The following is a 24,659-nucleotide window of genomic DNA, read 5'->3' on the forward strand; positions in this document are numbered from 1 at the left end:
AAAGTTCACTTCATCGCGTCATTAGCGACTTTTTCATGTTAACATCCTCAGAAGAGCCTGTCAACATTTTTTAAAATCTTTTTTCTTTCGACGCCGTTATCTCTTGGCGACATAGAATAATATAACATCGATAAATCACAGCGTCAACACTTTTTAAAAGTTTTTTTCAAAAAAGATGAAAACTCTTTTCTAAAAAGAATACACATGTATTTGGACATATAAATAGTAAGTCATAATACTTTAATACAAACAAGCTGAATACAATTAAAAAAGTACAGTATAAGGAAGATTCTATATAATAGCGAATTGTTCAATATCATCTATCCGATTTGAGAGAGGTGTAATTAAATGCATGGTTTCGTGCTGTTTTCAAAGCAACATATTATTACATTATTAATCATTCTCCTCCTTCTTATCTGTTTGTTTTACTTCAGAAATTTAATAAACAATAAGAAAAAAGTAGATTTATTCATCCGCACTCTATTAATCGTCTCAATGCTTACAGTTGAATTTCTATTATATGGATGGCTTATTAAAACGAAACAGTGGGATTGGGGCGATTCATTACCTCTCCAACTATGCGGTATAAGTATGTATCTATGCTGTTATACACTCATTACAAAAAATTATAAAGTTTATGAGATCATCTATTTTTGGGGATTAGCCGGGGCTATCCAAGCTGTACTTACTCCAGATATTAAATATAGTTTTCCTCATTTTAAATATATACAATTTTTCACTACTCACGGAGGAATCATTATTTCTATTTGTTATATGACATTGATCTTTGGATATACTCCAACTCTCCGTTCATTACTAAAGTCCTTCCTCTATTTAATTTTATTGGCTATACCTATTTATTTACTGGATTATGTCATAAAAGGAAACTACTTATTTTTAAGAGCTAAACCTGCTGGAGCAAACTTACTAGACTTTTTTGGGCCATGGCCATATTACTTAATTGTATTATGCTTAATTCTTATCCCCTATTTTTTGATTTTATATCTCCCAATTCATTTTTTAAACAAAAAGCTGAAGATAAACCCAGTACCATCTGATCATACTATCAATTAATTAATGTGTGGATGTCCTGTATTTAGCATAAATTCAGTATTCATCAATTGCATTAAATAAGTTCGAATTGTTTTCCATGTTAGCACTAACATTTCCTATCTCATTTATGCTATATTTACAATGAATGGGGTGGACAAAGTGGCAAAAAAGAAAAGTAGTAAAATTAATAATATAAGAACGTTTGCACTTTCATTATTATTTATTGGCTTCATCATTATGTATGGTGGTGTATTTTTCAGAGAGCATAAGATTGTCATGACGATTTTTATGCTTGTGGGATTTTTAGCGATTATTGGTAGTACAGTTGTTTATTTTTGGATCGGAATGCTGTCTACAAAAACAATTCAAGTCATCTGTCCGAATTGTAACAAAACGACTAAAATGCTTGGTAAAGTTGACATCTGTATGTATTGTAATGAGCCACTTACATTAGACCCTTCATTAGAAGGAAAAGAATTTAATGAAAAATATAATAGCAAACGCGATGCTAAACAATAGCATAATAAATAAAGCACATTACAATTATGTAATGTGCTTTATTATGATAATGTTTTTTCTTTACATTTAGGACAAATACCGTATACTTCCATTCTATGATTGGTTACTTCAAATCCCGTTTCCTTTTCAACATAAAGATTGATTCCTTCTAATCCGTCGTAATGAAAGTCATTCATTTCACCACATTTTTCACAAATAATATGATAATGATCAGTTGTTATATAATCAAAACGACTAGAAGAATCACCGAAGTTTAATTCTTTAACCATTCCTACTTCACGTAATACTCTGAGATTATTGTAAACTGTTGCCACACTCATATTTGGAAATTTTCCCTCAAGTGCTTTATAGATTTCATCAGCAGTTGGATGCGTTCCACTTCCTATTAAATATTCTATAATTGCATGCCTCTGAGGTGTAATACGTACGCCGCTATTCTTTAAATGTAAAATTGCATCTTGAATATTTTCCTTATGCAACGCCGTCTCCCCGTTTCTATAAAATAGTTCCAAAATTAATTACTTATTATTAGTTTATTCAACTGCAAGAATATTTGTCAACTTTTTGAGAATTTCTTAAAAAAATTAGCCAATGCTTGTATTCCATATACCAAAACAAAAAAAATGTGCGAGAATTCTCTCGCACTTCAATATGCTATCATCTGAGGAGGTATGCCCTATACTCCAATATATTCTCTAATGCAATATAGGTATAGACGAAAAGCTCGATTATTTTAGATAAAACGATTCTTTCTCAAAAAAACTTAACATAAATCAAGTTAATTGAACCAAATAGTTTGTACAAATTTTAAGAACGACTAATCACACTATAAACATCTTCAACATGATTCTTTACTCTAACTTTTTGCCATACATTTTCAATACAACCTTCTTCATCAATTAAAAATGTTGTACGTTCTATTCCTATGTATTCCTTACCAAAATTATTCTTTAACTTCCATACATCATATAACTTTGCAACTTCAGTTGTTTCGTCTGAAAGTAATAAAAATGGTAGCTGATGTTTTTCTATAAATTTTTCATGTCTTTTTATAGGATCAGGACTTATTCCTAAAATGACAGTTCCACTATTCATAAACCTTTCATATGAATCTCTAAAGTCACAAGCTTCCGTAGTACAACCTGGTGTCATATCCTTTGGGTAAAAATAAAGAACTACTTTCTTACCTCTAAAGTCTGATAAAGTTACATCTTCTCCATTACTTGCTGGTAAAGTAAATTCCGGTGCTTTGATTCCAATTTCAACAGTCATAATAATCTCCTTAATCATAAATATTAACGTTCTTCTTTAAATACTTGTAAAACAAAAGCTGCTGGCATCGTATAACCGATGAGCGCTTCAATCATAGCAACCCATCTTCCGATCCCCACTGGTACAATATCCCCATAGCCTACAGACAAAAGGGTGATTGCGCTAAAATATAAGCATAACCCCATTATATGGTAATTAGTCCCTTCAATAGGAATAGAATGCTCAATTAAAATTGGATGTGGCCCATGCTCTAGTATAAAATACACTGCGCTAAAGCCTATAAGTACCGTTCCATATATTAAAAATAAAAGAATGTAATTATTAATTGAAATAAGACTTTTATTGACTTTTGTAGTTGAAGTATTCCATAAATACACTAGACTATACAAAATTGCAAAAATAGCAATAAAAAAGAAAAAAGCAGTTCCCATTCCAATCACCTCATTTCAATTTATGAAACAAGCTATTGAAATAGAATACTGCTTAGTTACCTGCACCTTTATATTTTTTTACACCTTGGTTCCAAATTAAAACAGATATAACAAAAACAACTAATCCCATAACAGGCGTTAAAAATGAATAGACATACCATTCACTTCTACGTAGAAAATACGCAGCCGGATAAACACCAACAAATGCAAATGGTAAAATCCATGTTAATACAAAGCGAATGATTGGGTGATAAATATTAATCGGATAACGACCATAGTTTCCTATATTATACATTAACGGCATAATAGATGTTCTTGCATCTGACCAAAAACCGATACTTGCTAAAGCAATAAAGATTCCGGCATAAACAAACATTCCACCAAAAGCCATTAATAAAAATAAAAATGGATCATACCAAGTGATTGAAAGTCCTAATTTAAAACCTGCATAGATCATAATAATTAATCCAGTAATAGCACCTAGTAAAGATTCTAACTCCATTTTCTCTAATACTACTTGAAAAAGACTATGAATTGGTCGAGTTAAAATACGATCAAACTCTCCCTTAACAATGTAACGATCATTAAAATCCCATATATTAAAAAATGAACCAAAAAGAGCAAACGGAACTAAAAAGAAACCATAAATGAATACAATTTCATCTCGGTTCCATCCTTCAATAAGTGAAGTATGATTAAATACTAATAATATAAAAATTAAATTTACAGCCTGAGCCATCAAATCTGATAAAAATGATAAAAAGAAGTTTGCTCTATATTGTAATTTCGTTTTTAAATATTGACCTGAATATTGAAGAAATATATTTAAATAAAACATTCTTTAACCTCCTTGTATAACAAGATGCTTTTTAGCTTTATACCATATAAGAGTAATAGGAATACATAAAATAATGATCCAAATTACTTGAAATAAAAGGCCTCTTAAAATCAATTCACCTTTTATGCCTTGAGCAAAAATCATACTAGGAATATAGCTGATCCCTTGAAATGGTAAGTACTTCATTACATCTTGTGCCCAAACCGGAAAGAACGTGATCGGAATCGTTAAACCTGAAAATAAATCAATGATGACACGTTTAGCTTGAATAAAACCCATATTATTTTGAAGGAAGAATGCCATTAAACCTGTTAATAAATTCAATTGTGTATTAATTGCAAAACTGAAAATCGAAGCAATTAAAAATAAACCTAAAGTTTTTAAATTAAATGAAACATCTAACCGAAAAATTAAAGCAACTATAATAAAGCCTGGAATTGAAAAGAAAAAGAATCTGAAAATCCCCTCACCTAGCCCTTGCATCACTTTAGTTAGTAAATAGTTATAAGGTCTAATAAGCTCTATTGCTACTTTACCTTCTACAATTTCTTCAGCAATTTCACGGTCAAGATTATTGAAATAAAACGCCCTTGCCATCCAAGCAATTGCTACATAAGTAGTCATCTGGTTTACTGAAACACCTTGAATTGATCCTTGATGACCATAGATTGCTTTCCATAAAAAGAAATAAGCACCTATATTAATCGTATAAATAACAATACCGGTATAATAATTAGTACGATACGCTAACATCATTAAAAAACGGATTCGAATGATTTCAATATATTTACTCATTACTAATACCTTCTTGGTAGATGTTTCGTATAATTTCTTCTGTAGAAATCTCTAACATCTTCATATCTTTAACGGGATTTGATTGAACTACTTTTGCAATAATCATAGAGATAAGTGTTTCATCATTTGGTAATGTAACACTCCAAATATTTTCGCCTTCTTCTACTTCTTTCCATTTTACATCAGTTCGTCCGATTAATTCGTTTAATGTAGTATGATTTACAGGCTTAATAAACTGGAATTGAATCTCTTTCTCTTCACCCCATTGTCCTTTTAACTGTTCAAGTTTTCCATCATATATGATTTTTCCTTCATCTAACATAACTACTCGATCACATAATGCCTCAATATCAGAAATATCATGAGTTGTTAAAAGAATTGTTGTGCCATATTTTTGGTTTAACTCTTTTAAAAACTCGCGAATTTTTAATTTTACTAATACATCTAATCCAATTGTTGGCTCATCTAAAAATAATAAAGGTGGATTATGAATTAACGCAGCTGCTAATTCACATCTCATTCTTTGACCTAAAGATAACTTTCTAACAGGTTGATCTAATAAAGGCTCAATATCCAAAGTCTTTATGATATAACCCATATGTTCTTCATATTGCTTATCTGGTATTTGATAAACTTTTTTAAGTAATCGAAATGATTCTTGTACTGCAATATCCCACCATAATTGAGATCTTTGCCCAAATACAACTCCTATTGATTTAACAAAACGCTCTCGATCTTTTTGAGGGTGGTAACCATTGACTGTTACATCTCCAGAAGTAGGCGTTAGTATTCCCGTCAACATTTTAATTGTAGTCGACTTCCCTGCACCATTCTCCCCGATATAAGCCATCATTTCACCTTTTTTTACAGAAAAGCTTATATTATTAACGGCTGTTTTTGTTTTATAGTTTCTTGTAAACAAATCTCTAAATGCACCTTTTACACCAGAGCGACTCAAGAAAGTTTTAAATTCTTTGTGTAAGTTCTGAACTTCGATCATGTTTTCCATAAGACTGCCTCCATTTTTTATTCCGTCGCTTAGTGTATTTGAAATACGAACTAAGTACAATAAAAAAGTACTAAAAAGTAGTTTCCAATTTTTTTCGTACTATTTTTGTGAAAAATATCGATTCTACAAAATGTTCAAATTTCTTTTTAACTTGTAAAGGCTTACATTTACCACGCGCTAAAATTTCGTGCTAGAATGTAATTTAACCACATAAATAATGTAAAGATGCCGGTTAAATTCTTTCATTTTTTTATCAATAATGGGAGGTACTCCATGAATAATCAAAAGTCAATTGAAATACATAATGAAGCTTTAGAACACATCGTTGGAGGAGTAAACAGTCCTTCAAGATCGTTTAAAGCAGTTGGTGGCGGAGCTCCTGTCACAATGAAGCGTGCAAAAGGCGCATATTTTTGGGATGTTGATGGCAATCAATATATAGATTATTTAGCAGCATACGGTCCTATTATTACTGGCCACGCTCACCCTCATATCACAGCGGCAATCACAAAAGCAGCAGAAAATGGTGTCCTTTACGGTACTCCTCATGAACTTGAAGTACAATTTGCCAAAATGCTAAAAGAAGCGATTCCTAGTATGGATAAAGTCAGATTTACAAATTCAGGTACTGAGTCCGTAATGACAACTATTCGTGTAGCGAGAGCATACACTGGTCGTACTAAAATCGTTAAATTTGCTGGTTGCTATCACGGTCACTCAGATTTAGTACTTGTTGCTGCTGGTTCTGGACCATCTACTCTTGGTACTCCTGATTCCGCCGGTGTACCGCAAAGTATTGCTAATGAAGTGATTACAGTTCCATTTAATGACGCCACAGCATATGCAGAAACAATGGAAAAATGGGGTCATGAAGTAGCTGGTGTACTTGTTGAGCCAATCGTCGGTAACTTCGGAATCGTTGAACCGAAAGAAGGATTCTTAAAAGCTGTTAATGAAATTACGCACAATCATGGTGCATTAGTCATTTATGATGAAGTAATTACTGCCTTCCGATTTATGTATGGAGGAGCACAAAATTTATTAGGAATTGAACCAGACTTAACAGCTCTTGGAAAGATTATAGGCGGTGGATTACCGATTGGAGCTTATGGTGGTAAAAAAGAAATTATGGAAACAGTTGCCCCACTTGGACCTGCATATCAAGCTGGTACGATGGCAGGTAATCCAGCATCAATTGCAGCTGGAATTGCGTGTCTTGAAGTATTAAAACAAGAAGGTGTCTATGAAGAATTAGATCGTCTAGGTGCTATCCTTGAAAAAGGTATTCAGGAAAAAGCAGATGATCACAACATCCATATAAAAATCAACCGCTTAAAAGGTGCCTTAACTGTTTATTTTAACGTTGACGAAGTAACGAATTATGAAGAAGCAAAAGAATCCGATGGAGAAGTTTTCGGTAGATTTTTTAACCTTCTTTTAGAAGAAGGTATTAATCTAGCGCCATCAAAATATGAAGCTTGGTTCTTAACTACAGCTCATACTGAACAAGATGTTCACCAAACAATTAATGCTGTTGGGAACGCGTTCCTAAAATTATCTACGATTAAACTATGATATATCTGAGGTCACTACAACTTGAAGTGACCTCTATTCATACATAGTTAATTCTGAATAATCAATTTTTTTACCATAAAATAGGAGGTAGTTAAATGAAATTTCAAACAAAAACAGAATGGTCACCAGGTTTATTTAGAGATTATTACAATAACGAACATGATGCATGTGGGATCGTAGCCTTTATCAATCGTTCTATAACTCAAACAAGAGATACGATCGATATTGCTGCCGAAAGTTTACGAAAGATGAATCATCGAGCGGGATTTACGAACGGTGAAGGTGATGGTGTAGGAATTCAGACTGACATCCCTACTCTACTTTGGCAAGAAAAACTTACATCTGTAGGAATTAGTCCAGAAGTTGTTTCACACCCTTCATTTACAGTTGGGCATTTCTTCCTAGATGAAAAATCAGAAATACAAACATTGCTCCAAATTTTTGAAGAAAATGGTTATGAAACTTTATATCATAGTTGTAATCAAACCTTTACTTCAGCACTTGGTCCGATCGCTCAAGCAGTAGAACCTGAGTTCTTACAAGTAGCTTTACTCCCAATTAAAAATCACCAAATCACATCCCTATTTGATTTAACAAATATTATTAGCAAAAAAACAAATGTAACTGTTGTCTCTCTTAGTCAATCAACTTGCGTTTATAAGGTAATGGGAACAATCGATACTTTATTGTCATACTATTCTGATTTACAGCACCCTAATTTTCAATCATCTGTTGTGGTAGGTCATAATCGATACTCAACAAACACATCTTCTTCGTTTTCAAGAGTTCAGCCATTTAGCATGCTAGCACATAATGGAGAAATTAATACAATCGAACAATTAAGAATTGAAGCAAAACAAATTGGCGCAAATATTAAGCATGGAAATAGTGATTCACAAGATGTAAATATAACACTTGAGACGCTTATTCATAAATATAACTACTCTTTGAAAGAAGCAATGGAACTGTTATTCCCACCTGTACCTGCAGAATATGAATCAGATCCAGAAGTAAACTCCATTTACAATATGATTCGAAGTACATTCGGTCCTTATTGTCAAGGTCCCGCAGGTGTACTTACAAGAGAAGGAAATGAATTTGTTGCTAGTGTGGACGCTTTAGGTTTACGTCCTGTTTGGTTACTTGAAACAAGTGATTATTATGTATTTTCATCCGAGCAAGGCATCCTTTCTCCAGAATTATTTATATCCGAGCCACATGCTCTTTCACCTGGAGAAAAAGTCGGTATTAATTTATTAAAAGACCGTGCTCAACTATTAACACACCGTGAATTAACTCATTTCGTTACAACGAAATTAAACGAAAAATTAACAATGAATCTAGCAAATAATGAAGCAAATTCAACTGATTACGTAGAACACTCACCTCCTTCAATTCATCCGTTTGAATATGGAGCTTTTGGATGGCAAAAGGAACAAATCCAATTAGTTGAACAAATGGCAGAAAAAGGTGCAGAGCCTATTCGTTCATTAGGGCATGACGCACCACTAGCATGTTTAGATGAAGCTAGAAAAAATCTTTCTGATTTTATGAAAGAAACCGTCGCAGTAGTAACGAACCCTGCGATTGATCGTGATCGTGAAACAGAGCATTTCTCTATTTCTGTCATATTAGGAAAAAGGCCTTCCATTACAAAGAAAGATTCAGGAATTGTTCTACAACTCCCTTCTCCGATAATAGGTGATGGTTTTGTAGGAAATACGCTAAAAGCTAATCGTCAACAAACTTCGTATGAAGAAATTCTAAATCTATATCAATTAGAAAATAAACTTTATACAATTCAAAGTACATTTTCTAATTTGCCTTTAGAAGAAACATTGTCTCAATATAAATACGAAGCTGTGGAAGCTGTAAAAAATGGTGCAGAATGTATTGTGATTACCGATGATGAAGCTCATAAAAATAATCAATACTGGATTGATCCAGCTCTTATTACAGCAATAATCCATAATGGACTTGTAAATGCTAAGTTAAGAAGAAACTGTTCGATTGTCTTAAAGACAGCTGCAGTCCGTAATCTTCACGATTTAATGGTAATGAAAGGTTTAGGAGCAGATGCAATTAATCCTCATTTCCTTTTTGGAACTATTTCAGAATTGGAAGCTCCTGAAAAAATAGTAAAACTTTATGATGTTTTAAATAAAGGGATTGAAAAAGTAATTTCAACAATAGGTATGCATGAGCTACGAGGCTATGCAAAAATGTTCAGTAGCATTGGATTACAAGAAGATATCGCTTCGTCTTTAGGCGTAATAAATTTCTTCGGTGATCAAACAGTTTCTGGATTCAAATTATTAGAGGCTGATTCGAAAAAACGTTCTGAAGATTATAATGCAAATAACGCAACAATGCCAAAATCTTTCCACGTATTCCCTCGAATTTGGAAAGCTATTGGCGAAACGGCGCAAACAGGTAGTTATGAAACATACCGTCAAAAATTAAATCAAATCGAAGAAGAGCGACCTACTACAGTACGTCATGCGCTTTCTTTAATTGAAAGTAGTAAACCATTTGATTCAAGTCAGGTTTCATTAGAAATAGCTACTCACTCACTACCATTTATTATCAGTTCTATGTCATTCGGATCTCAAAACGAAGTTGCTTTTAGAGCATATGCTGAAGGTGCAAATCGACTGAACATGATTAGCTTAAATGGTGAAGGTGGAGAGATCCAAGATATGATTGGTAAATATCCAAACACTCGTGGACAGCAAATTGCTTCAGGTCGATTCGGAGTTAACGCTAATTTACTTCACTCTTCTAACTTAATTGAGATTAAAATTGGTCAAGGTGCAAAACCTGGTGAAGGTGGTCATTTACCTGCTTCAAAGGTTACACAAAAAATTGCGGAAACGAGAAATGCAACACTTGGTTCTGATTTAATTTCACCTTCAAATAATCATGATATTTATTCAATTGAAGATTTAGCTCAAATGATTAGTGAAATTAAAGCTGTTAATCCAAAAGCAAAAGTTGCTGTAAAAGTCCCTGTTGTTCCTAATATCGGCACAATTGCTGTTGGTATTGCAAAAGCGGGTGCAAACTTTATCAATATTAGCGGTTTTGATGGAGGAACTGGTGCTGCCCGTGTTCATGCAATTCAAAATGTAGGTTTACCAGTTGAAATTGGAGTTCGTGCAGCCCACAATGCACTACTTGAATCTGGTTTACGCAATTCTGTCGAAATTTGGGCGGATGGTGGAATGAAAAGCGTAAATGATGTAGTAAAAATGATGATACTAGGTGCAAACCGAATCGGATTTGGAACTTTATCAATGATTGCAATCGGTTGTACGACATGTCGTGGTTGTCATTTAGATACATGCCACGTTGGTATTGCAACACAAATCGAATCAGAAATTGAAGCAATGCGTCACGGTTTACGAAAATTCACACCTAGACAACTTGAAACAGCAGTAACAAATTTAGTACAATTCTTCACTGCATTCAAAGATGAATTGCAAGTGATTGTTGGTTCATTAGGAGTAAAAAATGCTCAAGACCTTGTTGGTAAAACTGAATTCTTAAAACAAACAAGATTTTTAGATACGCTAAGTTTAACTAATTTATTATCTACTAATAAAATTGAAGAAAAAGAATATGTACTTTCGAATGGAGAATCTGCTAAAGTACTTCAAAGTAATGACGTTGGAGTTTATGCAAAGGTTGACAATGAATATCGCCATGCTGGCAGTTTATTAATCCATGACCTAGTAGTAAAAAAACAAACGCAAGGTGTAGCTTCCCCTGTCGAGATTAGCTTCGAGGATCAATCCATTCCTGGAAATGGCTTAGGAACTTATACAGTAGAAGATTATTCTGTATTCGTTCAAGGCGGAGCTCAAGATGGAGTAGCGAAAACTGCTTTTGGTGGAACAATTTTTATTAGTAAAGCGTTAGGTGCTAACGGACAATACTTTGGTGGTTCGGTCGGAAAATGCTTTGCATATGGAGCACAAAAAGGACAATTCTTTATCCAGGGTAACGCTGACTCGCGAGCAGGCATTCGTTTATCAGGAGCAGATGTTGTAATTGGTGGCCGTAATCAATCTAGTCAACCTATTTCACAGAAAACTCGCCTAGGTGCAAAAGCAAATATAAACGGTTTTGCTTTTGAATATATGACTGGTGGTCGTGCAGTTGTACTAGGAGATCCAGGTCCATGGATGTGTGCTGGTATGACTGGCGGAGTAATTTACGTTCGAAACTCATCTGAATTAGGTCTTACTAAGGAAGCTTACCAAAATCGAATCGCAAAAGGTGCAAGTGTAAGTATTGTACCCGTCGATAAAACTGGTAAAAACGATCTAAATGAATTGTTAGAACAATATATCTCACTTTTAACTCAGCATAATCAGCATGACGAAGCTGAATTTGTTCAAAGTTTATTAGACGACATTGAACAAAACTTCTTACAAATTAAGCCTAAAAAAGAACAAGCGGATCCGTCTGTTTCAACTGAATGATTTTATAAAAAAGAAGCGAAATATTTCGCTTCTTTTTTCATTATTTAATAGTAAAGCCCTTTCATTTCTAAGTTCAAAATCTTTTAACTTAACTAACAATTTAATCTTTTTTCTCATTCATATAATTAACATAATTTCTTAAAAAATTGTATTGATAATGCGTGTAGTTCATTGTATAGTTACAGGATGTTACATGAGAAAAAAATAAAAGTTACTTTTAATTGAAGCAATTTTAAAAAACACTCGATGTAATAATTAGTAGTTTAGTAGTAATATAGTTAAACGTTCATATTTCATTACAAGCATTAAGCTAGACAAACAAAAAGGAGTAATACAATGAGATTAGGAGCGCGTGTTCTAAAAACTGGTATAGCTATTACGCTCGCCATTTATAGCGCGATGTTTTTTGATTTATCAACAGCTTCGATTGCAGGTATCTCTGCTATTTCGGCATTAAAATCATCAGTAAACCAATCATATAAATCATTAATTGAACAACTTCAAGCTAACTTGATTGGTGCAATACTGGCAATTATTGCAGTGGTTACTCTAGGGAATAATCCAGTAATTATAGGATTTACATGTATTCTCGTGATTATCATTACATTAAAACTAAAACTCGAAAATACAATTGCTACAACATTAGTTACTGTAGTCGTAATTATGGAGGTAAGTACAAGTACCGAACACTTTGCCATTTTTACTTTCGATCGTATTTTGGCAGTAACAATTGGTGTTTTAGCTGCATCATTTGTAAATATTTTCTTAATGCCTCCAAATTATGAAAAAAAATTATCTCGTGGCATGATTTCGATTACTGAACAAACAAATAAATTAATGATGATGGCTCTACACAAAACTGTTAGCCATAATGGATTAAAAGATGAAATTTATCAATTAAAAGAAATCATGAGAAATGTTACGAAAATATATCGCTTATACAAAGAAGACCGAATTATTCTTGTTGGTCGTAAGAAAAAAGAGCATGAAAAATCTCGTAAAATCGTATTGTTTAGACAAATGCTTGTCACAGCCGATAATGCATTTGATACGTTAAAAGCTTTAAACCGATTAGAATATGAAATTAATGCATCTCCGAAAGAGTTCCAAGATTTAATTAAAAATGAACTAACATGCTTAATGCAGTACCATGAGCATGCATTGATGAAATTAATTGGGAAAGTAAACTGTGATCAAACTTCCCCACTTCATAGAGAAGAAAATATTTTAAAAGATAAATTAACTAAGGCATTCTTGGACCACCATGATCTTAATGACGAAGAAAAACAAAAAACATGGTTACATTTATTCCAAGTAGTATCTGCCATTTTAGAATATAGCGAAAATGTTGAACATTTAAATACACTCGTTGATAGCCATCAAACTTATCACAAAGAATACCAAGTTCAAGTTGAACAGGTTGAAACAATGTAAAAGCCTTCGAATTATGGAGGCTTTTTGTTTTGAGTTTGAATCAAAGTAAGTAGGGTATCTCGACGGAGTTCTTTATTTTGAAGATGATTTTTTCAATCCTTGCCAGCCGATTTTTATCCATTTTTAGATCGAATGGAATTTTATTTGTGAATTTCGGATTTTATTTGCAGTTCGTCCTTTAATTTACACTTTAACATTATTTATTCACACACTTAGTCCCCCTTATTTGCGGTCTTCTCAAACTTATTACAACTCAGATTTAATTCGTCACTACTCTTCTTCATACAAACCGTATTTACACTTACTTCCTCAAATAAAAAAAGCACAAAGAATTTCTTTGTGCTAATCTTCTATACCGAACTCGAACTAGTTTCTAAATTTTGAATTTCAAACAAATGATAGTAAGATTCTTTTTTAGCCATTAATTCCTCATGCGAACCAATTTCGACAATATGACCTTGATCAATATAAACGATTTTATCTACATGTGTAATAGTAGATAATCTATGTGCAATAAATATTGTTGTACGGTTCTTTGCTAGTTCATGAATTGCGTCTTGGATATACCTTTCATTTTCTAAATCAAGAGCTGAAGTAGCTTCATCAAATATTAGAATTGAAGGATTTCTTAAAAATACACGGGCAATTGCTACACGTTGTTTTTGACCACCAGAAAGCTTTACTCCTCTTTCCCCAACAAGCGTGTCATATCCATCTGGTAAACTCATGATAAAATCATGTGCATTGGCTGCTTTGGCAGCCGCAATAATTTCTTCTTCACTAGCACTCGGATTCCCATAATGAATGTTCGATTTTACAGTATCACTAAATAGAAAATTGTCTTGTAAAACGATACCGATTTTTTCACGCATACTTTTTAAATCAAAGTCCCTTATGTCAACACCATCAATTTTAATAGACCCTTTTGTTACGTCATAAAAACGTGGTATTAAACTAACTAACGAAGACTTTCCACCACCACTTGAACCAACCAATGCAATCTTTTGACCAGGTTCAATTTGAAAAGTTACATCTTGAATGACCTCATCATCAACGGCATTATATTGAAAAGATACGTGATTAAAGTGTATTTGACCATCTAACTTCTTTGCATAAATTGGATTTTCCCGATTAACGATATCATACTTTTCATCCATTAATTCAAAGACACGGTCCATCGATGCAAACGATTGTGTTAATGCCGTTGAAGAATTCGCTAATCTTCTAAGTGGATCATATAAACGATCAATATATCCAACGAATGCTACCATCTCACCAAGTGTTAAGTGACCATGAATAACTTGATATGCAGAAAATCCGATAATTAATAATGGTCCAATATCAGTTAATGTATTAATAATTGTAAACGTTCTCGCATTCCATCCTGTATGCTTAAGAGCACGATCTAAAAACTCACCATTTTTTTCTTTAAATAGTCCGCTTTCATAATCTTCCAATGCAAAACTACGTGTTACTTGCATTCCTTGAATTCTTTCTGTTAAGAACCCTTGTAAAACAGCTAAAGCTTGAGATCTTTGACGAGTCAAAAATCGAAGTCGACCGAAAAAGTACTTTACTGCTAATGTATAAAACGGCAAAACGATTAATGATACAAGCGTTAACTTTACATCCATTGTTAACATGATTGTAACTGTGATTAAGATTGTAATTAAATCTAACCAAACATTCATTAACCCAGTAATAACAAAGTCTTTAGTAGATTCAACATCATTTATTACTCGTGAAATGACTTCACCTGTCTTTGCATTAGCATAATATCTTAAGCTGAGTTTTTGTAAATGTTTAAATAAATGATCTCTAATGTCAAATAAAATTCGACTACCGATATATTGAGCATAATATTGTCTGAAATACTCAATAGGCGGTCTTACAATAACAAAAATTCCAAATGCAATTAACATGATGTAAATAAGATGTGAGCTTTTGGTTGCAATTGGTAATGATGAATTAATGATATTATCAACTACATATTTTAATAAAAACGGTAATATTAATGGGATTCCAAATTTAACGATACCGATAGCAATCGTTAAAAAAATATGAAATCGATATGGTTTAACAAATTTTAAATAACGTTTAATACTTCCCATATTTTCATCCTTTCATATCATTCAAAAAGAAACTGTTGAGCAGTCTTTTTGAGATGATTAATTCTCAAAAAGACTTAGTCCGCTCAACAGTTTCGATTAATCACGATACATTAAGAATCGTTCATACCAATTATCAATAAAATCGGTAGCAAACGGCCCTTTTCGTTGATGAATTAATTCCTTTAAATAACCTAAGTTCTTTTTTAAGATTGGGTCAATTATAGGAGGATAATTCATTATTTGTCGATGATTCTCATATTCATCTTCATCTAACAGCACGTAAGTCATGTCTGGAAAAACTTTAATATCTAGATCATAGTCAATATACTTAATGGCACCATCTTCATAGACGAATGGTGAGCTAATATTACAGTAATAATAAACCCCATCTTCTCTAATCATTCCAATGACATTAAACCAATAATCCATATCAAAGTAACAAATTGCTGGCTCTCGTGTAACCCATGTTCTACCGTCCGATTCAGTTACAAGCGTGCGATCATTTGCGCCAATTACTAACTGCTGCGTCCCTTTTAAAATGGTTGTCTCTTCCCATATACGATGAATATGTCCATTATGTTTGTAACTATGTATCTGTATTTTTTCTCCTGGTTTGGGAACGTTCATTGTTTCTCCCTTCTTTCTAGTGTGGACGCATTTCAACACTTTATTTATACTTTACACTTCTATTATAACTAGTTCTTATCCATTTTTAAACAAAAGGGAGGTTAATTTGGTAAAATGCCCCATTGTTTTTTTTATTTTAATGCAATTTTCCTCTCATCTGAGAAAGATTTAATAATTTGCTGTGTTTGTATTAGAAAGGTGTCTTGGATAGCTTTTAATTCAGATCTCATTATATGTATTTCATCTTGGATAGAAGACAATTTTGACAAATCCTCTAATTCAAATAGTTGGTTTTCAATTTCTTGACATCGTTCAATTTCTTCTTGAATCTTTATTAACTGATCCATTGTTTCAAGCTGACGACTTACCAATTCATCGAATACTTGCATAGCATTCACCATCCTTATTTCATTATTACACTATTTCTTGAAAACTAACATAATCCCTTTGACTACATTTGACGATATTTGACTATTGAGAAGAAATTAATAATTCTATGTGGATTTTAAATGGTGGACATAAATTACATGAAGGTAAAAGAGCACCCTTATATAAGGGTGCTCTTTTTGAACGTTCTTTATAACAACTAGACTGCATGATCTCTCATCAGACAGGAAGATGATTATGGAAAGTAAGACTATACTTACTATCTCCTCATCAACAGCGCACTTCTAGTAATTCCTCTTTAGGGATTATTGTTGGTTTTGTTGTCCAAAGTTTTTAGAAGCAGCTTTTTGTGTAGATTGTGCATTTGCTTCTCTTACAGCTTGAGCATCAGTTTCACTTGAAAACTCTTGTCCAAAACTTTGGTTTTGTTGTTTAACTTTTCCAATGTTAGTTCCAGATGCTGTTTTTCCAGCATTGAATTGATTGTTGTTGTTCATGATTTATCACCTCCACGAATAATATGATGTCCATTAGTCGGAGTAATATGTAAAAAACTTTACTTTTATTTTTTTGTTTAATGAACTGTTCGAGTGGAAAACTATGAGAAGAAATTTAAAGGAGGCTTATTATGTACGTTGGCAGAGATCTATCGGAGTTATCAATGACTCCAAAAACTCAATGGAAAGATAGTGAATTGGAATACTATCATCATTCATTTCAGCAAATTACTGGTTATTTAAATATCGAAGGTAGCACAATGCAAAAAGAAATAATAAAAGAAATTGAATCACGTGGTGGTCTTCATAGAAATGAAGCAGACTGGACTAGTGGTACTCGCCCTACTTTTGACTAAAGTGACTCTTAAACCAAAAAGAACCCCAACTATTTGTTGGGGTTCTTTGTTTCATTACTGTAACTTTTCGATTTGCTGATAAATTTTTTGATGCACTACCGGAAACGGCAGTTCTTTACACTCATCTAATGTTACCCATTTCTGATTACTTGTTAAACTACCCTCATTAATTGCATCTCCAACATATACATCCATTTTCCATACAAGATGTGAAAAAACATGCTCAATATTAAATTGATAAGATAATCCTTCAACTACTAATTGAGACTCTTGATTTAAGAAAAAACTAAGCGTATCACTTTTAGATAACATCGTTGATTGTAATTCAGCAGTTGGAAACTCCCACATATTAGCAAGTAATCCACTAGAAGGTCTTTGTTGAATTAAATATTGATTTTTTCTATTCTTAATGACACCAACTGCTAAATTAATTGGCTTTGGTGCCTTCTTTTTACTTTTTATAGGTAACTCAGTCACAACTCCAGTTTCAAAAGCTAAACATTGCTCTCTCACAGGACATAGTAAACATGCAGGATTTGTTGGTGTACAAATTAATGCACCAAGCTCCATTAAACCTTGATTAAAAGCAGACGGATCTTCATGACTAATTAAAGCTCTTACAGCTTGTTCAAAAATTTTTCGATTTTTCGGTACACCAATGTCTTCCCAAATTGTTAATATTCTAGATAATACCCTCATTACATTCCCATCAACGGCTGGCTCTGGTTTACCGTATGCAATACTAAGGATCGCTCCAGCAGTATAAGGACCTACACCTTTTAATTTACTTATTAATTCTGGCGTATCTGGTACTTTACCTGAATACTCTTCATGGACTTCTCGGACAGCCGATTGCAAATTTCTAGCTCTAGAATAATAACCAAGTCCTTCCCATGCTTTTAGTACTTTTTCTTCCTCGGCATTCGCCAAGTCAGCAATAGTAGGGAAATTTTGCATAAACTTATTATAAAAAGGGATTACTGTATCTACACGTGTTTGCTGAAGCATTATTTCTGAAACCCATACTCGATATGGGTCTTTATTCTTTCTCCAAGGTAAATCTCTTTGTTCTGCTAAAAACCAATTAACTAAATTATTTTTAAAGTCATTTTTGGGGAAAACTTCTAATGTCGTATTTAAATCATTATTCATAACTTATACCTTTCTCTAACATCTATATGTTTTTGTTAATAGTCAATACTATAAAAATTAAAAGGGTAAGTAAAGGGAGGAACTAAATGGATACTGGTACTCATCTTGTAATGGGATTTACACTTGGCGGATTAGCAACCCTGAGTCCAATTGTCCTACATGACCCACATTTGACAAACTCACTCTTATTAACAACAATCATCGGATCACAATTACCAGACAGTGACACGATATTAAAATTAAGAAATAACGCAAAATATTTAAAACATCATCGTGGAATTACGCATTCAATTCCAGCAGTCATTTTATGGACATTATCACTTTCTGCGCTTATGACATTATTTAACAATAGAGAACACTTTGGACTCTATTTATTCTGGTCTTTCCTGGCAGTAAGTGTACACGTATTTGTTGATTTATTTAATGCCTACGGAACCCAAGCACTAAGGCCTTTTTCAAAACGCTGGATTGCTTTTGGTATCATAAATACTTTCGATCCAATTATTTTTGCAATCCATTTAGTTGGAGTTCCATTTGTTATTTTTCATTTTAGAGCAGGTCCGATCTGTGTTATGCTCTATTTCATTATGATTTTTTACTATGCGTTTAGATATCGACAAAAACAAATCGTGATTCAAACAGTCACAAAAAAATTACCGGATGTAAAACGTGTCTATGTTTCACCTTCTATAAAATACACTCATTATCATATTGTAGCAAGTACAGATTCTCATCATTATGTTGGCAAAATAAAGAAAAGAATCTTTAAAATACACGACGTATTTAAAAGGATCCCGTTACCAGTAATTGAAGACGTAAAAGCAGCCTTTAAGGATGAAAACGTTAAATCATTCCTGGCATTTTCACCAGTTTATATTTGGGAATTGATTGGACATGACGACCATAAAGAATTAAGACTAATCGATTTAAGGTACAGGACAGAAACCTACTACCCATTTGTTGCAGTAGTTAAATTTGACTACGAACATAATATTATCAGTTCATTCACTGGCTGGATCTTTAGTGAGAAAAAATTACAAAAAAAACTAAAAGCGGAATCTTGAAAAACCAAAAAATAACCCTTAGCAATTTTTTTGCTAAGGGTTATTTAATTAATGAAGAAGATTGTCTTTCTCTTTCGTTTCTATAATTTCTAATCCTGGTGGCTTTGCAATTTTTATATCTGTTTCATGCAAATATTTTCCATATTGGAAAATAAATTGTTGAACAACCTTTTTAGACATTTGTTCTCCATGATATTCTCCAGCTTTAGCATAAGTTGCTTCAAAATCTTCCCATAGCCATTCAACCCAAATTTTTGCTTGAGAGTATGTTAAATGACTATTTTCTTTTAGTAATAGCTCAGTTAATTGCTCTAAATATTTCTCCATATAATTACACCTTCCAATTTTTAAACATTTATTATCATCATATCTAAATTCAAAATGGTCATCATATTGATGATGGTTCATTTCATCAATTAGTTTAATCACTAGGGGGTTTTTTAAAATGACAACAAAAAGCGAACGTTTTTCAGCACAAAAGCACGATACGAAAATCGACGGTAATATCGATTATAAATCAAAAAATGCTTCTAAGCGTCCTAACGGTCAAATAAATACAAGTCCACAAAGAAGAATGGCAAAAAGTGATCCTAGTAATGATTAATATTTAAAATAAAAAGCCAGGGGCAATTCGTCCCTGGTTTCAGACTACCCACCAGACGCTCGTTTATAAAGTAGAGCTCAGTTTTCAATCAGTCTGATTTTATATTTTTTGAATTAGTTCGTTCCTTGTTTCTTTAATAATGCGATTGGGATTCCTATTTCTTCTTCACTAGTACTTTTATGACCCCAAGCAAAAATACCATTCATATATGTGATCATAAATAATACACCAGGTTCTTCAATTAATTCATATTGTTCGCCAGGAATAAATTGACTTGCGTCTAATAAATATGATTGAGCCATCGTTTTTTTACGAAGTATAACTTCAAGTTCATTGATCATATCCATTTGTTCAGCTTTTCTAGCTTGATGATTCAAATTGCTGATTTCTTGAACTAATTCATCTTTCGTTAAGTCACTATATCGTTTTGGAATTTCCATTTTAAGTCTCCTCTAAATCATTTAGATATTTTTATTATATCAAGCTAATAACAGACAACCAATTATTTTAGTTTCAGACTGCCCGCCAAACGCTTGCAATCAGTCTGAAAATCAATTGTTTTGAACTTTTTGTCTACATACTTCATTCAAGTAATTTAGTATTCTTCCTCTTCTAAAATTAAAATTGCTTTTTCAATTAAATCAATTGGGAAACCTTTTCGAAATAATACTGTTTTCATTTTTTGAGTATATTCCCAGCCACTTAATTTTTCATATTTCTTTTTCGCTTTTCTAGCATGTATTAATAGAGCTTGTAATTCATCATCTTCTTCACTTTCATATTGTGTTTCTTCAATTGCAATCGAAGTGATGTTAGCAGAATATCCTTTTCTTCTCAGCAATTCTTCAAGCTTTGCCTTTTTTTGATTTGTTGAGTACTTCGAAAGTACAGACACCTTTTTTTGGCAGAGTGAAATAGCATGTTGAATTTGTTTATCTTTCGAAAATAAAATTAAGCTTTTCTCTATTACAGAATTGTGAATACCTCTTGCTAGTAATTCATTCTTAATGATTGTTGGTCCTTTCAATGTCGTATTAATAGACGTACGGACATAACTTTCAGCGTATTTTTCTTCATTAATATACCCTTCTTCTACAAGTCGGATAATTGTAGTTTGTATTGTATCATCTAAGAATTCTTGCTTTGTTAAATATTGTTCTATTTCTTTTTTTGTTCTCATCATTCGAGATAAATAAACAACGCTAGAAAGATATGCCTTTCTAAGTTGATCGGCATTTAATATTTCTTCTAGTTCAAATGGCTCAAATGATTGACCTTTTATTATGTTAAATTTAACAAGAGTATCAGCGTCTACACTAAACGAATACTCTTCACCATTACCACTATCTGTGTAAATATTAAATCGTTCTTTATTTAATTTTTGAACTTGAATTTTCGTTATTATAGACATAATTTACCTCAAAATAAATTTTGTTTTTATGTACACATAAAAATAATAATATCATATTATGTATTAAGGAGATGCGTGGATGAAAATTCTTCTTACAGGCGGTACAGGGTTTATTGGATCTCAATTAATAAATGAATTTATTCGACATGAATTTCAATGTTATATTGTCACAAGAAATATAAGAAAATCATCTAATCCATTTATTACTTATATTAATTGGGATCAATTAACCTCGAATTCTTTCGGGGAGTCCATTGATGTAGTCATTAACTTAGCCGGTGAATCAATAAACAGCGGTAGGTGGACTAAACAATTAAAAGACAAAATTCTACAAAGTCGTATAAAATCTACAAATATTCTAATTACATGGTTTGAAAGACAAGCCCATCGTCCAAACCTTTTTATTAATGCTAGCGCAATAGGGTTTTATGGAACCTCGGAATCAATAACTTTTAATGAACATGACAAGCCTATTTCAAATGATTTTTTAGCATCAACTGTAAGAGAATGGGAAACTGTTGCCAGAAAAGCTGAAGAACTGGGAATTCGGACTATTCTCGCTAGATTTGGTCTTGTATTAGGGTTAAACGGTGGAGCACTTCCAAAAATGATTTTGCCTTATAAATTGTTAATTGGTGGTCCTATCGGAAAAGGTACCCAGTGGATATCATGGATTCATGAGAAGGATGTTGTTGGACTAATACTTCATTCGATAAATAATACCGAAATTAGAGGGCCAATCAATTTAGTGTCACCTAATCCAGTAACAATGAACGAGTTTAGCAGAACCCTTTCAGCAGCTTTACATCGACCAAATATATTGAAAGTTCCAAATTTTGCCCTTCAATTATTACTAGGTGAAATGAGTATGCTAGTTTTAGAAGGTCAAAAAGTTATGCCTTCTAAAGCCATTCAAACTAATTATAACTTTCAATTCCCATCTTTAAAAGAAGCTTTACTGTTAACTTTAAATTAGTATTTGAAAGGATTTATCATGAATCTATTATTTAAAAATGCAACCATTTTTCCCATTACATCTCAAGTTTTATATAACCATGATTTGTTAATTGAAAATGGGAAAATTAAAGAAATTGCACCTGAGATTTTTTCGATTGAAGATCAAACAATTGTCATAGAATGTGCAGGAAAACCTCTTTTTCCTGGTTTTATTGATGTACACACTCACTTAGGTCTATATGACGAAGGAACTGGTTGGGCTGGAAATGATGCGAATGAAACAATTGAAGTATTGACTCCACATATTCGATCCATGGATGGAATATTGCCACTTGATGTTGCTTTTACTGATGCCATCCAACATGGAATTACAACAGCTCATATTATGCCTGGTAGTGGAAATGTAATTGGTGGAACAACTTGTACAATTAAAACATATGGTAAAAGTGTCGATAAAATGATTATTCAAGAACCGTCTGGATTGAAAATCGCTTTTGGTGAAAACCCAAAAAGAACTCACAGTAACGGGAATAAAGAATCAATTACTAGAATGGGTATTATGGGAATGCTTCGTGAAGCATTCTATGAAGCTAAAAACTCGCATAACCCAGATGACTTTCGAATTTTACCAATTATTAAAGCTTTAAATAGAGAAATTCCAGTACGAATTCATGCTCATCGTGCAGATGATATTTTATCAGCTATACGTTTTGGCGAAGAATTTAACTTAGATATACGAATTGAACATTGTACAGAAGGTCATTTAATTATTGACCATCTAAAGGATCGAAACCTTCAAGTATCTGTTGGTCCTACATTAACTAGACGTTCAAAAATTGAATTAAAAAATAAATCCTGGACTACATACAAAGCTCTTGCTGATATTGGGGTAAGTGTTTCAATTACAACTGACCACCCTTATACGCCAATTCAGTATTTAAATGTATGTGCAGCTATAGCAGTTCGAGAAGGTTTACCTGAGCTCGAAGCTTTAAAAGCAATTACGATTAATCCAGCAAAAAATCTTAATTTATCTCATAGAATTGGTAGCTTAGAAATTGGTAAAGATGGTGATGTAGTATTATGGTCCCATCATCCGTTTCATTATATGGCTAAACCATTACTCACTGTCATAGATGGTAGAATTGTGTATAAAAATATCGAATAATTTTAGTTTGCAATTTGAACAAAATCGTTTATTATAGTATAGTAAGAACGTTTGCGGTAAATTAAATAGAAAGTGTGAAAACACTTTTCTTATATAGTATTTTAACGGGAAAGGCAAATGGTGAGCCACCAGTAAATCGCTGGTCCTAGTGGGTTCGATTCCCACCCCGAAATTTTAGGGTGCATTAAAAAATTATTCATAATTTATTCATAGTTAATGCACTTCACAGGACTTTAAATTTTATTGTTTAGTCCTCACAAAAATTTCGCGGGTGGCGTAACCTTCTTTCGCTACCCTTATTATGAGGAGGAGTAGAGATGCTGAAACAGCGAGATTTACAAGATTGTTCTGTACTTTTTGAACTTATGGTGCATCCTGATGTCTTTCCCTTTGTGCGCCATAAAGCAAATTCGTACGAAGAATTTCTATTTATCACAAAGCAGGCAATCGAACTAGAAGAACAAGGAAAAATGATATCAAGAACAATCTTAGATGAGTGGGGTAACCCTATTGGTAACATTTCTTTACATGATATTGAAGGTGGATACGGCTTTTTAGGAACATGGTTAGGCAAACCTTTTCACGGAATGGGTTATAACAAACCTGCAAAAGACGCGTTCTTCCATGAGTTATTTCACGATTTAGGAATCAACTCAATTTTTATGCGTATTCGTAAAGTTAATAAGCGCTCTTTTTATGCTGCAAGTAAACTACCATACGCATCATTAGCAAATGAATCACGTAAATGTTTATATAATGAAATTAATCAAAATGAAGAAATTTACGACTTATTTGAAATTACTAAAGACAATTATTTATTGCATACAATGCGTGAAGATTACCAACAGCATGAAGTAACACATTTAAAAGAAGCATAATTTAGTATATCAGCCACAAAAATTGGAGAGACTT

Annotated in this window: 25 protein-coding genes; 11 read left to right on the forward strand and 14 right to left on the reverse strand. The window is 32.8% G+C overall.

The window, feature by feature from the left end; all coding sequences use genetic code 11:
- The first annotated feature begins 348 nt into the window (after positions 1–348).
- Positions 349–1,074, forward strand: a complete 726-nt coding sequence (locus ABEY15_RS02790; protein WP_429888314.1) for a TIGR02206 family membrane protein — start codon at positions 349–351, stop codon at positions 1,072–1,074.
- Positions 1,075–1,212: 138 nt separating this feature from the next.
- Positions 1,213–1,572 carry a YgzB family protein gene (locus ABEY15_RS02795; protein WP_091023209.1) on the forward strand — a complete coding sequence of 120 codons (360 nt, stop codon included), beginning with the start codon at positions 1,213–1,215 and terminating at the stop codon, positions 1,570–1,572.
- 41 nt (positions 1,573–1,613) lie between these two features.
- Here ABEY15_RS02795 and ABEY15_RS02800 read toward each other — a convergent pair whose 3' ends face one another.
- From ABEY15_RS02800 to ABEY15_RS02825, 6 genes are all read right to left on the reverse strand, one after another.
- A complete protein-coding gene (locus tag ABEY15_RS02800; protein WP_025672070.1) occupies positions 1,614–2,051 on the reverse strand; it encodes a Fur family transcriptional regulator in 438 nt (145 codons plus the stop codon).
- A 328-nt stretch (positions 2,052–2,379) separates the two neighbouring features.
- Positions 2,380–2,844 (reverse strand): thioredoxin-dependent thiol peroxidase, encoded by a 465-nt coding sequence (bcp, locus tag ABEY15_RS02805; protein ID WP_429888316.1) that lies wholly within the window; start codon positions 2,842–2,844, stop codon positions 2,380–2,382.
- Between the two features lie 23 nt (positions 2,845–2,867).
- On the reverse strand, positions 2,868–3,275 hold the full coding sequence (locus ABEY15_RS02810) for a potassium channel family protein (protein ID WP_429888317.1): 408 nt from the start codon (positions 3,273–3,275) through the stop codon (positions 2,868–2,870).
- A gap of 52 nt (positions 3,276–3,327) precedes the next feature.
- Complete coding sequence (locus ABEY15_RS02815) at positions 3,328–4,113, reverse strand: ABC transporter permease (RefSeq protein ID WP_069035236.1); 786 nt, start codon at positions 4,111–4,113, stop codon at positions 3,328–3,330.
- A gap of 3 nt (positions 4,114–4,116) precedes the next feature.
- Entirely contained in the window at positions 4,117–4,908 is a 792-nt protein-coding gene (locus ABEY15_RS02820) for an ABC transporter permease (RefSeq protein ID WP_056468360.1), read from the reverse strand.
- On the reverse strand, positions 4,901–5,917 hold the full coding sequence (locus ABEY15_RS02825; RefSeq protein WP_429888319.1) for an ABC transporter ATP-binding protein: 1,017 nt from the start codon (positions 5,915–5,917) through the stop codon (positions 4,901–4,903). Before ABEY15_RS02825 ends, ABEY15_RS02820 begins: the two co-directional genes overlap by 8 nt.
- 273 nt (positions 5,918–6,190) lie before the next feature.
- Between ABEY15_RS02825 and ABEY15_RS02830 the strand changes: the two genes are divergently transcribed.
- From ABEY15_RS02830 to ABEY15_RS02840, 3 genes are all read left to right on the forward strand, one after another.
- Positions 6,191–7,492 (forward strand): glutamate-1-semialdehyde 2,1-aminomutase, encoded by a 1,302-nt coding sequence (locus tag ABEY15_RS02830; protein WP_429888321.1) that lies wholly within the window; start codon positions 6,191–6,193, stop codon positions 7,490–7,492.
- Between the two features lie 95 nt (positions 7,493–7,587).
- Complete coding sequence (locus ABEY15_RS02835) at positions 7,588–11,979, forward strand: glutamate synthase-related protein (RefSeq protein WP_429888323.1); 4,392 nt, start codon at positions 7,588–7,590, stop codon at positions 11,977–11,979.
- Between the two features lie 336 nt (positions 11,980–12,315).
- Complete coding sequence (locus ABEY15_RS02840; protein ID WP_429888325.1) at positions 12,316–13,413, forward strand: FUSC family protein; 1,098 nt, start codon at positions 12,316–12,318, stop codon at positions 13,411–13,413.
- Between the two features lie 350 nt (positions 13,414–13,763).
- On the opposite strand, the gene ABEY15_RS02845 is transcribed toward ABEY15_RS02840, so the two are convergent.
- The 4 genes from ABEY15_RS02845 to ABEY15_RS02860 form a co-directional block, all read right to left on the reverse strand.
- Positions 13,764–15,524, reverse strand: coding sequence for an ABC transporter ATP-binding protein (locus tag ABEY15_RS02845; RefSeq protein WP_429888327.1), 1,761 nt, complete (start codon positions 15,522–15,524; stop codon positions 13,764–13,766).
- 96 nt (positions 15,525–15,620) lie between these two features.
- Entirely contained in the window at positions 15,621–16,151 is a 531-nt protein-coding gene (gene ntdP, locus ABEY15_RS02850) for a nucleoside tri-diphosphate phosphatase (protein ID WP_025671837.1), read from the reverse strand.
- Between the two features lie 131 nt (positions 16,152–16,282).
- Positions 16,283–16,540 carry a YgaB family protein gene (locus ABEY15_RS02855; RefSeq protein WP_025671838.1) on the reverse strand — a complete coding sequence of 86 codons (258 nt, stop codon included), beginning with the start codon at positions 16,538–16,540 and terminating at the stop codon, positions 16,283–16,285.
- A 303-nt stretch (positions 16,541–16,843) separates the two neighbouring features.
- On the reverse strand, positions 16,844–17,035 hold the full coding sequence (locus ABEY15_RS02860) for a gamma-type small acid-soluble spore protein (protein ID WP_429888329.1): 192 nt from the start codon (positions 17,033–17,035) through the stop codon (positions 16,844–16,846).
- Between the two features lie 131 nt (positions 17,036–17,166).
- Here ABEY15_RS02860 and ABEY15_RS02865 point away from each other — a divergent pair, with 131 nt between their 5' ends.
- Positions 17,167–17,391, forward strand: a complete 225-nt coding sequence (locus ABEY15_RS02865; RefSeq protein WP_098232667.1) for a hypothetical protein — start codon at positions 17,167–17,169, stop codon at positions 17,389–17,391.
- 54 nt (positions 17,392–17,445) lie between these two features.
- Here the strand turns inward: ABEY15_RS02865 and mutY are convergent, their stop codons facing one another.
- Positions 17,446–18,543, reverse strand: a complete 1,098-nt coding sequence (gene mutY, locus ABEY15_RS02870; protein ID WP_429888331.1) for an A/G-specific adenine glycosylase — start codon at positions 18,541–18,543, stop codon at positions 17,446–17,448.
- A gap of 86 nt (positions 18,544–18,629) precedes the next feature.
- Here mutY and ABEY15_RS02875 point away from each other — a divergent pair, with 86 nt between their 5' ends.
- Positions 18,630–19,607, forward strand: coding sequence for a metal-dependent hydrolase (locus ABEY15_RS02875; protein ID WP_098861267.1), 978 nt, complete (start codon positions 18,630–18,632; stop codon positions 19,605–19,607).
- Positions 19,608–19,655: 48 nt separating this feature from the next.
- On the opposite strand, the gene ABEY15_RS02880 is transcribed toward ABEY15_RS02875, so the two are convergent.
- Entirely contained in the window at positions 19,656–19,934 is a 279-nt protein-coding gene (locus ABEY15_RS02880) for a YfhJ family protein (protein ID WP_088014818.1), read from the reverse strand.
- 118 nt (positions 19,935–20,052) lie between these two features.
- Here ABEY15_RS02880 and sspK point away from each other — a divergent pair, with 118 nt between their 5' ends.
- Complete coding sequence (sspK, locus tag ABEY15_RS02885) at positions 20,053–20,211, forward strand: small acid-soluble spore protein K (RefSeq protein ID WP_429888332.1); 159 nt, start codon at positions 20,053–20,055, stop codon at positions 20,209–20,211.
- 113 nt (positions 20,212–20,324) lie between these two features.
- On the opposite strand, the gene ABEY15_RS02890 is transcribed toward sspK, so the two are convergent.
- Together ABEY15_RS02890 and recX are read right to left on the reverse strand one after the other, a co-directional pair.
- The gene (locus ABEY15_RS02890) at positions 20,325–20,651 is read right to left on the reverse strand and encodes a YfhH family protein (RefSeq protein ID WP_387362861.1); all 327 of its coding nucleotides are present in this window, start codon (positions 20,649–20,651) and stop codon (positions 20,325–20,327) included.
- A 155-nt stretch (positions 20,652–20,806) separates the two neighbouring features.
- Positions 20,807–21,622, reverse strand: coding sequence for a recombination regulator RecX (recX, locus tag ABEY15_RS02895; protein ID WP_429888333.1), 816 nt, complete (start codon positions 21,620–21,622; stop codon positions 20,807–20,809).
- Between the two features lie 79 nt (positions 21,623–21,701).
- Between recX and ABEY15_RS02900 the strand changes: the two genes are divergently transcribed.
- From ABEY15_RS02900 to ABEY15_RS02910, 3 genes are all read left to right on the forward strand, one after another.
- Positions 21,702–22,598, forward strand: coding sequence for a TIGR01777 family oxidoreductase (locus ABEY15_RS02900; protein WP_429888335.1), 897 nt, complete (start codon positions 21,702–21,704; stop codon positions 22,596–22,598).
- A gap of 18 nt (positions 22,599–22,616) precedes the next feature.
- The gene (locus ABEY15_RS02905; RefSeq protein WP_025671592.1) at positions 22,617–23,747 is read left to right on the forward strand and encodes an amidohydrolase; all 1,131 of its coding nucleotides are present in this window, start codon (positions 22,617–22,619) and stop codon (positions 23,745–23,747) included.
- A gap of 317 nt (positions 23,748–24,064) precedes the next feature.
- Positions 24,065–24,625 carry a GNAT family N-acetyltransferase gene (locus tag ABEY15_RS02910; RefSeq protein ID WP_429888337.1) on the forward strand — a complete coding sequence of 187 codons (561 nt, stop codon included), beginning with the start codon at positions 24,065–24,067 and terminating at the stop codon, positions 24,623–24,625.
- Positions 24,626–24,659: the final 34 nt, after the last annotated feature.

This window comes from Gottfriedia acidiceleris (genome assembly GCF_050457485.1).
GTDB lineage: Bacteria > Bacillota > Bacilli > Bacillales > Bacillaceae_G > Gottfriedia > Gottfriedia acidiceleris_D.

Bases quoted from the DNA above. Each gene is read 5' to 3' on its own strand.
- mutY (WP_429888331.1), bottom strand. From the start codon at position 18,543: ATGAATAATGATTTAAATACGACATTAGAAGTTTTCCCCAAAAATGAC.
- ABEY15_RS02910 (WP_429888337.1), top strand. From the start codon at position 24,065: ATGCTGAAACAGCGAGATTTACAAGATTGTTCTGTACTTTTTGAACTT.
- ABEY15_RS02790 (WP_429888314.1), top strand. From the start codon at position 349: ATGCATGGTTTCGTGCTGTTTTCAAAGCAACATATTATTACATTATTA.
- ABEY15_RS02880 (WP_088014818.1), bottom strand. From the start codon at position 19,934: ATGGAGAAATATTTAGAGCAATTAACTGAGCTATTACTAAAAGAAAAT.
- ABEY15_RS02840 (WP_429888325.1), top strand. From the start codon at position 12,316: ATGAGATTAGGAGCGCGTGTTCTAAAAACTGGTATAGCTATTACGCTC.
- bcp (WP_429888316.1), bottom strand. From the start codon at position 2,844: ATGACTGTTGAAATTGGAATCAAAGCACCGGAATTTACTTTACCAGCA.
- ABEY15_RS02860 (WP_429888329.1), bottom strand. From the start codon at position 17,035: ATGAACAACAACAATCAATTCAATGCTGGAAAAACAGCATCTGGAACT.
- ABEY15_RS02820 (WP_056468360.1), bottom strand. From the start codon at position 4,908: ATGAGTAAATATATTGAAATCATTCGAATCCGTTTTTTAATGATGTTA.
- ABEY15_RS02845 (WP_429888327.1), bottom strand. From the start codon at position 15,524: ATGGGAAGTATTAAACGTTATTTAAAATTTGTTAAACCATATCGATTT.
- ABEY15_RS02815 (WP_069035236.1), bottom strand. From the start codon at position 4,113: ATGTTTTATTTAAATATATTTCTTCAATATTCAGGTCAATATTTAAAA.
- ABEY15_RS02835 (WP_429888323.1), top strand. From the start codon at position 7,588: ATGAAATTTCAAACAAAAACAGAATGGTCACCAGGTTTATTTAGAGAT.
- ntdP (WP_025671837.1), bottom strand. From the start codon at position 16,151: ATGAACGTTCCCAAACCAGGAGAAAAAATACAGATACATAGTTACAAA.
- ABEY15_RS02865 (WP_098232667.1), top strand. From the start codon at position 17,167: ATGTACGTTGGCAGAGATCTATCGGAGTTATCAATGACTCCAAAAACT.
- ABEY15_RS02825 (WP_429888319.1), bottom strand. From the start codon at position 5,917: ATGGAAAACATGATCGAAGTTCAGAACTTACACAAAGAATTTAAAACT.
- ABEY15_RS02855 (WP_025671838.1), bottom strand. From the start codon at position 16,540: ATGCAAGTATTCGATGAATTGGTAAGTCGTCAGCTTGAAACAATGGAT.
- ABEY15_RS02875 (WP_098861267.1), top strand. From the start codon at position 18,630: ATGGATACTGGTACTCATCTTGTAATGGGATTTACACTTGGCGGATTA.
- ABEY15_RS02900 (WP_429888335.1), top strand. From the start codon at position 21,702: ATGAAAATTCTTCTTACAGGCGGTACAGGGTTTATTGGATCTCAATTA.
- ABEY15_RS02890 (WP_387362861.1), bottom strand. From the start codon at position 20,651: ATGGAAATTCCAAAACGATATAGTGACTTAACGAAAGATGAATTAGTT.
- sspK (WP_429888332.1), top strand. From the start codon at position 20,053: ATGACAACAAAAAGCGAACGTTTTTCAGCACAAAAGCACGATACGAAA.
- ABEY15_RS02905 (WP_025671592.1), top strand. From the start codon at position 22,617: ATGAATCTATTATTTAAAAATGCAACCATTTTTCCCATTACATCTCAA.
- ABEY15_RS02830 (WP_429888321.1), top strand. From the start codon at position 6,191: ATGAATAATCAAAAGTCAATTGAAATACATAATGAAGCTTTAGAACAC.
- recX (WP_429888333.1), bottom strand. From the start codon at position 21,622: ATGTCTATAATAACGAAAATTCAAGTTCAAAAATTAAATAAAGAACGA.
- ABEY15_RS02810 (WP_429888317.1), bottom strand. From the start codon at position 3,275: ATGGGAACTGCTTTTTTCTTTTTTATTGCTATTTTTGCAATTTTGTAT.